We start from the raw sequence: 12398 nt of genomic DNA, 5'->3' as shown, positions 1-12398 counted from the left end.
CCGCGGTGAGCGACGAGCACTGGTACGAGGACGAGACCGGGTCCATGGTGCGCCCCTACACGGTGACCCGGGGCCGCACCCGGCCCTCGGAGCGGCACGCCATCGACCTGATGTCCCGGGTCACCGCGCTGGACACGGACGCGCCCGGGACCGGCGTCGACCATGCCCAGGCCGCCCTCCTGGAGCTGGTCCGGCGCGGCCCGCGCCCCGTCGCGGAGCTGGCCGCGGACGCGGACCTGCCCCTGACCGTCGTCCGGGTGCTGCTCGGCGACCTCGCCGAGGCGGGCCTGATCCGCATCGACGCGCCCCGCCGCCTCCCGGTCAGCGGGCCGAGCGCCGACCCCGGGCTGCTGCGCGAGATCGTGGACCGGCTGCGCGAGATCTAGTGCTGCGACCGGAAAGGTCCACCGGTTCGGCAAATCTTTCCGGTAACAGCACCGCCTGTTTGTCACAGGCACGTACGCAAGCGGTGCCGGCCGGAACGGGGCGAGCACCGTCGGGGTCTCCTGGAGCGGCACGTCACCCGTACCGCCGAAGGGGAATCATGCGCGTTCAGAAGCTCTCGTTGCTCGCCGTCGCCGTCGCCGCAGTCGCCGGCCTGTCGCTCACCGCCTGCCAGGGCAGTGACGACAACGCCTCCGGCACGAACGGCTCCTCCGCCCCGAGCGCCGGCTCCCAGCCCTCCTCCGCCCAAGGCTCCGCCTCCCGGGGCAGCGACGGCAGCGGCACGTCGGCCGGTGGGAGCGCCGCCGCCGGAAAGTCGAGCTCGGGCGCCGGCGCGTCGGCCGGGGGCAGCGCCTCCCGTGCCTGCACGACCTCCCGGCTGGCGTTCAGCACCTCCGGCGGGATGGCCGAGGGCACCCTCATCGTCAACCTGAGGAACACCGGCCCGGCCACCTGCACCCTCAAGGGCTTCCCCGGCGCCGACCTGAAGAGCAAGGACGGCACCGTCAGCGCCAGGCGGAGCGGGCTCGCCGCGCCGCTGGTCAGCGTCAGGCCGGGGCAGGAGACCCGCTTCACCCTGCACTACCCGCCGAACGACTCCGGCGGCAGCGGGGAGACCTTCACCAGCCTCGTCGTCACCCCGCCCGCCGAGACCCACCCCCACACCCTGGCCGTCCGCATCAACGTCCCCGTCTCCGACGGCAGCGGCCCCGCCATCACCGTCGACCCGGTCGGCACCGGCAAGTAGGCGGCTCTAGAGCCGCGGACGCCAGGGCACGACCGTGAAGTCACCCGTGCCCTCCTTCACCTTCTCGAACGGGGCGGAGGACACACACCGGGGCAGGTCCGCCGGCCCGATCTCGTCCTCCGTCGCGGCCCAGCTGTAGCCGAGCCGGTCCACCCTCCCGGTGTCGTGCACGGTGACGCCCACCCGGTGGCCCACCCACCCGGGGTGGTCGGACTCCGTGATCACCCCGGACACCACCGCCACCTTGCCGCCGTCACCAGGCAGTCCACCTCGGCCTTCGCCCTGCCGTTCAGGTGGGGGGAGTGGTGGCTCCACTCGAACGTCCCGGTCGCCCTCAGCGGGTCCGCGGTGTCCTTCGCGGCCAGGTGCGCGTCGAAGGCGAAGGTGATGTCGTCCCCCGCCGACCGGTACAGCTTGGCCCTGCCCGTCAGGGCGGCGGCCTCGCGCTGAGCGTGGTGCGCGCCCGGCTGCGGATGGTGCGCTCCGCCCCCCGAGGCCAGCGCCGCCCCGGCCGTACCGGCGGTGATCAGCAGGGCGGCGGCGAAGGTGCATGCGGCGATCTTCGTACGGCGCTTCATGGTGGTCCTTTCCCCAGGTGGAGTGCGTGCGGCGAACGATCACCACTCTCCTGGGACGGCCGCCCGGGCACATCGCTCCACAGGCGGCACCCTGCCTCCCCCGTCCGGCGGGGAGCCCCGTCCGTCACCCGCGCCTCAGGGAGGACCAGAAGCGCGCCCGTGGACACGCAACGAATCGCCGTCCGGCGCCCCTCTCACGCAACGAAGCGCGCAGGGGCGCGCAACGGCTCCTTCTTGTCCGGCCGAGCGCGGCGACCGTACCTTCTTTCTGGCCCCCAAACTTCGCTTCCGGTGAGGATCCCGCATGCGCACCGCCCTGCTCCAGAGCTCCGGCCGCCCCGGCTCCGTCGCCGAGAACCTCAAGGTCCTCGACGATGCCGCGGGCCGTGCCGCCGCCGCGGGCGCCGCGCTGCTGGCCGCACCGGAGATGTTCCTGACCGGCTACGCGATCGGCGACGCCATCGGCCGCCTCGCCGAGCCCGCCGACGGCGACGCCGCGGACGCGATCGCCGAGACCGCCACCCGGCACGGCGTGGCCATCGCCTACGGCTACCCGGAGCGCGACGGCGAGACCGTCCACAACTCCGCACAGCTGATCTCCGCCGACGGCATCCGGCTCGCGAACTACCGCAAGACCCACCTCTTCGGATGCGCCGAGCGCGACCACTTCACCCCGGGCGAGCAGCCGGTCGTCCAGGCCGAGCTGAACGGCCTGACCGTCGGCCTGATGATCTGCTACGACGTCGAGTTCCCGGAGAACGTCCGGGCCCACGCCCTGGCCGGCACCGACCTGCTCGTCGTGCCGACGGCGAACATGCATCCGTTCCAGATCGTCGCCGAGTCGATGGTGCCGGTACGCGCCTGGGAGAACCAGATGTACATCGCGTACGTCAACCGGGTCGGCCAGGAGGGCGAGTTCGAGTTCTTCGGGCTCTCCGCCCTCGCCGGGCCGGACGGGATCGCCCGCACCCGCGCCGGCCGCGGCGAGGAACTGGTCGTCGCCGACGTCGACCCCGCCCTCCTCGCCGCCTCCCGCGAGGCCAACCCGTACCTGAAGGACCGCCGTCCCGGTCTGTACGGGTCGCTCAGCTGACCCCCTGAACTTCCCCGATCCTCCCCCGAGTTCTGTCGCGCAAGGAGTCCGTACCCCATGACGTCCACGGTGCCCAACGCCGTCGAGCACACCGACGAGCAGCAGCCGCCGATCACCATGTTCGGCCCGGACTTCCCCTACGCCTACGACGACTTCCTCGCGCACCCGGCGGGCCTCGGCCAGATACCCGCGACCGAGCTCGGCACCGAGGTCGCGATCATCGGCGGCGGTCTGTCCGGCATCGTCGCCGCCTACGAGCTGATGAAGATGGGCCTCAAGCCCGTCGTCTACGAGGCCGACCAGATCGGCGGCCGGCTGCGCACGGTCGGCTTCGAGGGCTGCGACGAGTCGCTGACCGCCGAGATGGGCGCGATGCGCTTCCCGCCGTCATCCACCGCCCTCCAGCACTACATCGACATGGTGGGCCTGGAGACCCGGCCCTTCCCGAACCCGCTGGCCGAGGCCACCCCCTCGACCGTGGTCGACCTCAAGGGCGAGTCGCACTACGCCGAGACCGTCGACGACCTGCCCCAGGTGTACCGGGACGTCGCCGAGGCCTGGAACAAGTGCCTCGAAGAGGGCGCCGACTTCTCCGACATGAACCGCGCCATGCGCGAGCGGGACGTGCCGCGCATCCGCGAGATCTGGGCGAAGCTGGTCGAGAAGCTCGACAACCAGACCTTCTACGGCTTCCTCTGCGACTCCGAGGCATTCAAGTCCTTCCGGCACCGCGAGATCTTCGGCCAGGTCGGCTTCGGCACCGGCGGCTGGGACACCGACTTCCCGAACTCCATCCTGGAGATCCTCCGAGTCGTCTACACCGAGGCCGACGACCACCACCGCGGCATCGTCGGCGGCTCCCAGCAACTGCCGCTGCGCCTGTGGGAGCGCGAGCCGCAGAAGATCGTCCACTGGCCCTACAGCACCTCGCTGCGGTCCCTGCACGTGGACGGCGAGCCGCGCCCGGCCGTGACCCGGCTGCACCGCACCGCGGGCAACCAGATCACCGTCACCGACGCGAACGGCGACATCCGCACCTACAAGGCGGCCGTCTTCACCGCCCAGTCCTGGATGCTGCTGTCCAAGATCGCCTGCGACGACTCGCTCTTCCCGATCGACCACTGGACGGCGATCGAGCGCACCCACTACATGGAGTCCTCGAAGCTCTTCGTGCCCGTGGACCGGCCCTTCTGGCTGGACAAGGACGAGCAGACCGGCCGGGACGTCATGTCGATGACGCTCACCGACCGCATGACCCGCGGCACCTACCTGCTCGACGACGGCCCGGACAAGCCCGCCGTGATCTGCCTGTCGTACACCTGGTGCGACGACAGCCTGAAGTGGCTGCCGCTGTCCGCGAACGAGCGGATGGAGGTCATGCTGAAGTCGCTCGGCGAGATCTACCCGAAGGTCGACATCCGGAAGCACATCATCGGCAACCCGGTGACCGTCTCCTGGGAGAACGAGCCCTACTTCATGGGCGCGTTCAAGGCCAACCTGCCCGGCCACTACCGCTACCAGCGGCGCCTGTTCACGCACTTCATGCAGGACCGGCTGCCGGAGGACAAGCGGGGCGTCTTCCTCGCCGGCGACGACATCTCCTGGACGGCCGGCTGGGCCGAGGGCGCGATCCAGACCGCGCTGAACGCGGTCTGGGGCGTCATGCACCACCTCGGCGGCGCGACCGACGCGACCAACCCCGGCCCGGGCGACGTCTACGACGAGATCGCCCCGGTCGAACTGCCCGAGGACTGACCGGGCGAGCAGGGACCGAGGCGCGGGCGGCCGGCCTCAGACTCCGGCCGCCCGCGCCTTCTCGAACACCTCCGCGGCGACGTCCTTCAGCTCCTGGGCGTCCCGCGCGGTGCCCTGGAGGTCGATGAGCATCTCCTCCAGACCGATCCCGGCGTGGTCCACCAGGTCCTCCACGATCTGGTCCACGCTGCCCTGGAACGGCCGGCGGTCCGCGCCCTCGTAGGGCTTGGGCAGGCGGACCGTGTTCACCCGCAGGACCGTCCGGATCGGCTCGGTGCGTCCGCGCTCCTCGGCCAGCTCCCGCAGCCGGCGCCACTGGCCGGCGATCTGCTCGGCCCCCGTGCCCACCGGCAGCCACCCGTCGGCGTGGTCCACCAGCCGCCGCCGCGCCCGCCCGTTGCTCGCGGCCAGCAGGATCGGGATCGGCCGCACCGGCTTGGGCCCGACCACGGCGGAGGCGATCTTCGTGGTGGGCCCCTCGTGCACCACCGGGTCCGGTCCCCACACCGCCCGGCACACCTCGATGATCTCGTCCAGCACCCGGCCGCGCTCCTCGAAGGGCCGGACGCCCGCGGCCGCGTACTCGTCCAGCGACCAGCCGGTGCCGAGGCCCGCGATCACCCGGCCGCCGCTCGCCGCGTCCAGCGAGGCCAGGGCCTTGGCGAGCTGGAAGGGCAGGCGCAGGGGCGCCACCAGGACGCCGGTGCCGAGCCGGGCCCGTCGCGTGGCCGTCGCGGCCAGGGTGAGGGTGACCAGCGGGTCCGCCACGTTCCGGTACTGGTCGGGCCAGGGCAGGCCCTCGATGCCGTACAGGCCCTGGGTGGCCGGTTCGGGGAACAGGGCCCGCTCGAAGACCCACAGGCTGTCGTAGCCGATGTCCTCCGCGGCGCGTGCCACGTCCGGGACGTCCGCGCCGATCGAGTACTGCCGCATCTGGGGAAGACCGAGACCGAGCCTGGTCGCCATGTCGCAACTCCTCTGTGATCGGGTGCCGGTCGATCAACGCGGTGTGCTCGCCGCGTAGTTCCGCGGGTGGTGCGGGGGTGTGGATCCAGCCGTCTCAGCGGGGGAGCGGTGTGAGCAGCATCCGCCCGGCGAACCCCACCGCCGCGTCGAGGCGTTCGGTGAACTCGTCGGCGATCTCCCCGCAGTGGCGCAGCGCCCACAGCGCCCGCGCCGCCGCCCAGGCGGCGTCCCGGGCCCGCTCCAGGCTCCATGAGCCCAGCAGATGGGTGAGCGGGTCGGCGATCTCCAGCAGGTCGGGGCCCGGCATCAGATCCTCGCGGATCCGCTCCTCCAGCGACACGAGGAGGTCGCCGACGCGGTCGAAGTCGTCCTCGAGACCGGCCGGTTCGCAGCCGATGACGCGGCAGGTGTCCACCACGGCGAGCGCCAGGTCGTGCCCGATGTGCGCGTTGATGCCCGCCAGCGCGAACTGGAGCGGCCGCACGCCGGGATGGCGGCGGAGCTGGAACAGCGGCCGCCAGCAGGCGGGCGGCCGGCGGTCGCCGGCCGCCGCGTCGACCGCCGCCAGGTAGCGCTCGGCGAACCGCGTGTCCAGCGCCGTCGCCGCCCGAGGGTCCGGGAACGCACCGGCGACCAGGCGCCGGTCGATCTCCTCGGTGACGGTGAGGTAGACGCGGTTGAACACGGCGACGCCGTCCCGCTCGGGCAGCGTCGCGGCGAGGGCGCGCATCCGGGAGACGACCGCGTCGACGGCCGTGGTGACGTGTTCCGACTGCGTCATGGGGGAAGGGTCGCAGCCCGGGGCCGGCCGGCGTGGCGACCGGCCCGGTGCTTCGCCGGAACGGGCGAACGCGCGCCGGGACGTTCCTGCCGCCCTGCGCCTACGACTTGGTGTGCGGGGTCTCCTCGTCGTAGCTGGAGGTGCCCTCGTCCAGCAGCGGTTCCTGCTTCTTCAGATGGGCCGGGGCGAGGGCGCGCAGCGCGTGGTAGCCGGTGATGACGACCAGTGTGCCGAGGGCGATGCCGCTCAGCGAGAAGTTGCTGCTGAACTTCATGCTCACGTTGCCGACGCCGATGATGATGCCCGCGGCCGCAGGGACCAGGTTGAGCGGGTTGCGCAGATCGACCTTGGCGTTGAGCCAGATCTGGGCGCCGAGCAGGCCGATCATGCCGTAGAGGATGACGGTGATGCCGCCGAGGACACCGCCCGGGATGGCGGCGACGATCGCGCCGAACTTCGGGCAGAGCCCGAAGAGCAGGGCGAAGCCGGCGGCGGCCCAGTAGGCGGCCGTGGAGTAGACGCGGGTCGCGGCCATCACGCCGATGTTCTCGGAGTAGGTGGTGTTCGGCGGGCCGCCCACCGCGGTCGACAGCATGGAGCCGACGCCGTCGGCCGAGATCGCCGTACCGAGCTCGTCGTCCAGCGGGTCGCCGGTCATCTCGCCGACCGCCTTGACGTGACCCGCGTTCTCCGCGACCAGGGCGATGACCACCGGCAGCGCGACCAGGATCGCGGACCACTGGAAGGACGGCCCGTGGAAGTGCGGCAGGCCGATCCAGTCGGCCTTGGAGACGCCGGAGAGGTCGAGGCGCCAGTGGTCGGTGACCTTGCCGTTCGGCCCCATGGAGTGGATCTTGCCGAAGATCCGGTCGAAGAGCCAGGAGACGAAGTAGCCGAAGAGCAGGCCCAGGAAGATCGCGATGCGGGACCAGAAGCCGCGCAGGCAGACCACCGACATGCCGGTGAACAGCATGACCAGCAGGGCCGTCCACTGGTCCTGCGGCCAGTAGGTGGACGCCGTCACCGGGGCCAGGTTGAAGCCGATCAGCATGACGACCGCGCCGGTCACGATCGGCGGCATGGCCGCGTGGATGATCCGCGCCCCGAACCGCTGCACCGCGAGCCCCACCAGGAACAGCGCGACGCCGACGACGAACACCGCACCGGTCACCGTGGCGCTCGTACCGCCCTGCGCGCGGATCACCGCGGCCACACCCACGAACGACAGGGAGCAGCCGAGGTAGCTGGGCACGCGGCCGCGGGTGGCGAGCAGGAAGATCACGGTCGACACGCCCGACATCATGATCGCCAGGTTCGGGTCCAGGCCCATGAGCACGGGCGCCACGAAGGAGGCGCCGAACATGGCGACGACGTGCTGGGCGCCCAGGCCCACGGTGCGGGGCCAGGAGAGCCGTTCGTCGGGCCGTACCACCGCGCCGGGCGCGGGTGTGCGCCCGTCTCCGTGCAGTTGCCAGCGCACGCCGAGGTCCATGGTGGGGTTTCGCTTTCTCTGTACGTGAAGACGTTCCGCACCATTGTCACGGGTACCTGGCGGCTCTACGCTCGCACGGTCCTGCACATGACCCGCATTCACATATCCGATCCTCGGATGATCGGAGTGTCTGATGCGTGGAAGATCCCGTGCGGCCGTCCTGCTGCGGCGGCTGCCTCCAGCGGACCCGTGGGCCTACCGGGGGGCGGACGGGCAGCGCCTGTCCAGGGCCGTCGACCAGCTGCTGCCCGCCGCGACCGGCGCCGTCGCCTGGCCGCACCCGGAGCTGGAGTTCCTGCGGTACGCGGCGGGGGACGCGGTGGCGAAGGGCGCCGTGCCGAGGCTCCAGGCGCCGCCCGGCGGAGACCTGTGGGCGCTGCGGCCCGCCGCCGAGCAGCTGGACTCGATGGCGGGCTGAGCGGCGGACTTCCCGGCCGGGGCTGCTGAGCGGTCGCTTAGTATGGAATGCGCCCGGGGGTGTCACCACCCCGCCAGCGATGCTCAGGAGCCCCTTCCGTGACCGCCGAAGTCCCGACCGCCCCCCTCGTCTCCCACGGTCGGTTGATCCCCGTCACCGTCCACTTCGACGACCTCGACGCGCTCGGGCTCCTGCACAACGCCCGCTACCCGCTGATGGTCGAGCGTGCCTGGACCGAGCTGTGGAACGAGCGCGGCGTCCGCTTCGACGGCGACTGGGCGGCGGCGGGGGACGCCTGCAACGCCGTCCGCGAGCTGCGCATCGGCTACGAGGCGCCGGTCACCCGCCCGGGCACCTACGCCGTGCACCTCTGGCTGGAGCGGCTCGGCACCACCGGCCTGACCTACGGCTTCCGCTTCTGCTCGTCCGACGGGAGCGAGACCTACGCCCGGGGCACCCGGGTGCTGGTCCGGCTGGACCCGGCCACCATGCGTCCCGCGCCGTGGAGCGACGCCTTCAGGGCCGCGGGCCGGGAACTGCTGCGGCCTGCGGACTGACCTCCCTGCGGCCCCCGCGCTCGGCCGTGCGCAGCACGCCCGCGAACACCGCGAGCCCGGACGCGAGGGCCGTCACCACGCAGAACGAGACCACCAGGCTGGTCGCCTGGGCCACCCCGCCGATGAGGCTCGGCGCGATCAGCCCCGAGGTGTAGGTGATGGTCGCCACGCCCGCTATGGCCTGGCTGGGGTTGGGTCCGGCGTGCCCGGCCGCCGCGAAGCACAGCGGTACGACCACCGCGATGCCGAGCCCCATGCACGCGAACCCGCACATCGCGAGCGCCGGATGCCCGGCGAGGACGATCAGCACACCGCCCAGCACGGCCAGGAAGCCGCCGGCCCGCACGGTACGGACCGCGCCGAACCGGTTGACCACCGCGTCCCCGGCGATCCTCGCCACGGCCATCGTCAGCATGAACCCGGTCGTCGACGCCGCCGCCAGGCCGGCCGAGCTGTCCAGCCGGTCCCGCAGGAACACTGCCGACCAGTCGAGGCTCGCCCCCTCCGCGAACACCGCGCAGAAGCCGACCGTGCCGATCAGCAGCGCCGAGCGGGGCGGCAGCGCGAACCGCGGCGGCGGCTCCTCGTCCTCGGCGGGCTGCACGTCCAGCACCCAGGAGCAGGCGACCAGGCCGAGCACGGTGAGGACGGCCGAGGCCAGCAGGAAGTGCAGGCGCGCGTCCGAGCCGAGGTGCGCGGCGAGCGTGCCGGCCGCCGAGCCGGTCAGCGCCCCCGCGCTCCACATGCCGTGCAGCCCCGACATGATCGACCTGCCCAGCAGCCGCTCGACCTCGACCCCGAGCGCGTTCATCGCCACGTCGGCCATGCCCGCGCTCGCGCCGTAGGTGAACATCGCCAGGCACAGGGTGTACAGGTTCGGCGCCAGGGACGGCAGGACCAGGGACAGCGTCCACATCGCGATCAGCCCGCGCAGCGCCGTACGGCTGCCGAAGCGGTGGCTGATCCGGCCGGCCAGCGGCATCGAGCACGAGGCGCCGAAGGCGGTGAAGGCCAGCGCGAACCCCAGCTGGCCCGCGCTCAGCGAGGCGTGCTCCTGGATCCACGGCACCCGGGTCGCGAAGGTGCCGGTGACGGCGCCGTGCACGGCGAACACGGCCGCCACGGCGTACCGGGCGCGCCTGACCTCGTCCTGCGCGCGACCCACGTCACTCATGTCCCCGTCCCTCCCCAGGTTCCCCGACCTCGCCCCCGACTGTCCCGCCGTAAACTATCAGGGACCCTGCCTGATAGATAGCGTCTCATGAGCCGGGCGGCCGGGTCCGTCGATCTGGGAGGATCCCGTCATGCCCGCATCACCCAGCACCGCCCGGGCCATCAACGACCGGCAGGCCCTGCGGCTGCTGCAGCAGGAAGGCCCGCTGACCGCCGGGCAGTTGAAGCAGCTGACGGGGCTGTCCCGGCCGACCGTCGCCGACCTCGTCGAACGGCTCACCGCCTCCGGTCTGATCGCCGTCGTGGGCGAGTCCGGCGAGGTCCGCCGGGGCCCCAACGCACGGCTCTACGGCATCGTCGCCGACCGCGCCCACCTGGCCGCGCTGGACGTGCGCACCCAGGGTGTCCTCGTGCTGGTCTCCGACCTGGTGGGGCGCGTGCTCGCCGAGGCGTCCGTGCCGATCGGCGGGGACACCGGGACCGGGCCCGCCGTGGAGCAGGTGGTGGCCGCGGTGGAGCGGACCGCCAAGGAGGCCGGGGCGGACCCGCTGCACACCGTCGGCATCGGCGCGCCCGGCCTCATCGACCCGGCCACCGGCGACCTCCGCGACTCCGCGGGACTGCCCGCCTGGCACCGCAGCCTGGCCGCCGCCCTCCAGGAGCGGCTGCCCGGGGCCCGCGTCACCGTGGAGAACGAGACCAACCTGGCCGCCCTGGCCGAACAGCGCGAGGGCGCCGCCCGCGACCGGGACACCTTCGTCCTGCTCTGGCTGGGCCACGGCGTCGGCGCCGCGGTCGTCCTCGACGGCACCCTGCGCCGGGGCGCCTCCGGCGGCACCGGAGAGATCGGCTTCCTTCCCGTACCCGGTACCGGCTCACTCCCCTCGGCGACCGACTGCGGCGGCGGCTTCCACTCCCTGGTCGGCGCGGCCGCGGTCTGCGCCCTGGCGACGGAGTCCGGCCTGCCGCCGACCGGCATGACGGACGGCCCCGGCGCGGCGGAGGTGGTCCGGACGGCGGTGAACCGGGCGAAGGCCGTACGGCACGAGAGCACGACCGGCACGGTGTCCGGCTCCGCGGGCTCCGGAGCGAGTGGAGCCGAGGGCGTTGCCGAAGGTGCCGCCCCCGCCGGCCGCTTCCTGGACGCGCTCGCCGATCGGGTCGCCGTGGGGGCCGCCTCCGTCGCCGCCATTCTTGATCCGGGGTGCGTGGTGCTCGGCGGGGAGATCGGGCAGGCGGGGGGTGAGCTTCTCGCCGGGCTGGTCGAGGAGCGGCTGCGGCGGATGTCCCCCCTGCTCACCGACGTCCGCGCGAGCACCCTCGGCGGGGCCGCCGTGCTGCGCGGCGCGCTGCTGACGGCCCGCGACCGGGCGCAGGACGAACTGTTCGCACCGCCGGAGCGCTGACCGGTCGGGCGTGGACCCGAACCGCTGCCCCGCGAGCGAAGGAAGCGCTGTTCGCGCCGCTGGATCGCCAACCGGTTGGGCGGGGGCCCGATCCGCCGCGTCGGCTGCGCCGGATGAGTTGTTCGCGCCGCCGGAGCGTCGACCGGTCGGGCATGGTCCCGAACCGCTGCCCCGCGAGCGAAGGAAGCGCTGTTCGCGCCGCTGGATCGCCAGCCGGTTGGGCAAGGACCCCAACCGCCGCCCCAGACACGCGCAGGACGCACTGTTCGCACCGCCGGAGGCTACCGGTTCGCCGCGGATCCGAAACGGCGTGCCAGGTATTCCTCGAACGTCCCCTTGCCCACCGCTCGCTCCGGAGCCAGATGCCCCCCGTCGCGGAAGGCGCGGTAAGCACGGCCGAAGAGGGGCAGGTTCGCCACCGCGCGGCGCCTCCCGGCCGCCCGCAGATAGGCGCGGGCCAGCGAGTCGAGCGTACGCACCTCGGGCCCGCCCATGTCCGGCACCCGTCCCGCCGGTGCCGCGATCGCCAACTCGGCCAGCCGGTCGGCCACTTCGGTCACCTCCACCGGCTGGTCCGACACCCCGGCCGGCAGCGCCATGAACGGCGGCCGCGCCAGCCCCTGGAAGACCGTCACCAGCAGATCGTGGAACTGGGTCGTCCGCAGGATCGTCCAGCCGAGCCCCGACTCCTCGATCCGCCGTTCCACCGCCAGCTTGGTCCGGTAGTAGCCGAACGGCACCCGGTCGACGCCGACGATGGAGATGTAGACCAGATGGCGCACACCGGCCCGCCGGGCGGCCTCGATCAGCCGGTCCGCCGCCTGCTCGTCGCCGCCCCGCGGACTGCTCGCGCAGTGCACCACCGTCTCCACCCCCGCGAGCGCGGCGTCCAGACCTTGTCGACGATCCCGAATTCGAAACGGATCGCGTCTGGATCGAACATGAACTGCTCAAGGTGGGTCTACGCTCAACCTGGAAGGTACTCAA

At 72.7% G+C, this 12398-nt stretch carries 10 protein-coding genes and 3 pseudogenes; 7 read left to right on the top strand and 6 right to left on the bottom strand.

Going from position 1 to position 12398, the window contains the following annotated elements; genetic code table 11:
- Positions 1-5 precede the first annotated feature (5 nt).
- Complete coding sequence (locus ACWEN3_RS09020; RefSeq protein ID WP_452967565.1) at positions 6-386, top strand: DUF742 domain-containing protein; 381 nt, start codon at positions 6-8, stop codon at positions 384-386.
- Between the two features lie 158 nt (positions 387-544).
- A complete protein-coding gene (locus tag ACWEN3_RS09015) occupies positions 545-1192 on the top strand; it encodes a DUF4232 domain-containing protein (protein WP_452967562.1) in 648 nt (215 codons plus the stop codon).
- A 6-nt stretch (positions 1193-1198) separates the two neighbouring features.
- Here ACWEN3_RS09015 and ACWEN3_RS09010 read toward each other — a convergent pair.
- A pseudogene (locus ACWEN3_RS09010) lies at positions 1199-1770 on the bottom strand (Repetin).
- Positions 1771-2074: 304 nt separating this feature from the next.
- Here ACWEN3_RS09010 and ACWEN3_RS09005 point away from each other — a divergent pair.
- Both ACWEN3_RS09005 and ACWEN3_RS09000 read left to right on the top strand, forming a co-directional pair.
- A complete protein-coding gene (locus ACWEN3_RS09005; RefSeq protein WP_452967560.1) occupies positions 2075-2863 on the top strand; it encodes a carbon-nitrogen hydrolase family protein in 789 nt (262 codons plus the stop codon).
- Positions 2864-2920: 57 nt separating this feature from the next.
- Positions 2921-4618, top strand: coding sequence for a flavin monoamine oxidase family protein (locus ACWEN3_RS09000; protein WP_452967558.1), 1698 nt, complete (start codon positions 2921-2923; stop codon positions 4616-4618).
- A gap of 36 nt (positions 4619-4654) precedes the next feature.
- Here the strand turns inward: ACWEN3_RS09000 and ACWEN3_RS08995 are convergent, their stop codons facing one another.
- The 3 genes from ACWEN3_RS08995 to ACWEN3_RS08985 all read right to left on the bottom strand — a co-directional run bounded on the left by ACWEN3_RS08995 (position 4655) and on the right by ACWEN3_RS08985 (position 7857).
- A complete protein-coding gene (locus ACWEN3_RS08995; protein ID WP_452967555.1) occupies positions 4655-5584 on the bottom strand; it encodes an LLM class F420-dependent oxidoreductase in 930 nt (309 codons plus the stop codon).
- A 94-nt stretch (positions 5585-5678) separates the two neighbouring features.
- Entirely contained in the window at positions 5679-6365 is a 687-nt protein-coding gene (locus ACWEN3_RS08990; protein ID WP_452967552.1) for a DUF5995 family protein, read from the bottom strand.
- A 100-nt stretch (positions 6366-6465) separates the two neighbouring features.
- On the bottom strand, positions 6466-7857 hold the full coding sequence (locus tag ACWEN3_RS08985) for a uracil-xanthine permease family protein (protein WP_452967549.1): 1392 nt from the start codon (positions 7855-7857) through the stop codon (positions 6466-6468).
- Between the two features lie 184 nt (positions 7858-8041).
- Between ACWEN3_RS08985 and ACWEN3_RS08980 the strand changes: the two are divergent.
- Both ACWEN3_RS08980 and ACWEN3_RS08975 read left to right on the top strand, forming a co-directional pair.
- A pseudogene (locus ACWEN3_RS08980) lies at positions 8042-8275 on the top strand (alginate lyase family protein); the annotation flags it as partial.
- 98 nt (positions 8276-8373) lie between these two features.
- Positions 8374-8832 (top strand): acyl-CoA thioesterase, encoded by a 459-nt coding sequence (locus ACWEN3_RS08975; protein ID WP_452967546.1) that lies wholly within the window; start codon positions 8374-8376, stop codon positions 8830-8832.
- On the opposite strand, the gene ACWEN3_RS08970 is transcribed toward ACWEN3_RS08975, so the two are convergent.
- A complete protein-coding gene (locus ACWEN3_RS08970; protein ID WP_452967543.1) occupies positions 8792-10006 on the bottom strand; it encodes an MFS transporter in 1215 nt (404 codons plus the stop codon). The genes ACWEN3_RS08975 and ACWEN3_RS08970 overlap by 41 nt on opposite strands.
- Before the next feature lie 130 nt (positions 10007-10136).
- On the opposite strand from ACWEN3_RS08970, the gene ACWEN3_RS08965 reads away from it, so the two are divergent.
- Complete coding sequence (locus ACWEN3_RS08965; protein WP_452967541.1) at positions 10137-11411, top strand: ROK family transcriptional regulator; 1275 nt, start codon at positions 10137-10139, stop codon at positions 11409-11411.
- 281 nt (positions 11412-11692) lie between these two features.
- Here ACWEN3_RS08965 and ACWEN3_RS08960 read toward each other — a convergent pair.
- Positions 11693-12358, bottom strand: a pseudogene (locus ACWEN3_RS08960) (SDR family oxidoreductase); the annotation flags it as partial.
- Between the last annotated feature and the right edge of the window lie 40 nt (positions 12359-12398).

The sequence above is a fragment of the Streptomyces sp. NPDC004561 genome (genome assembly GCF_053602155.1).
This window is presented reverse-complemented; position numbering and strand designations above follow the sequence as displayed.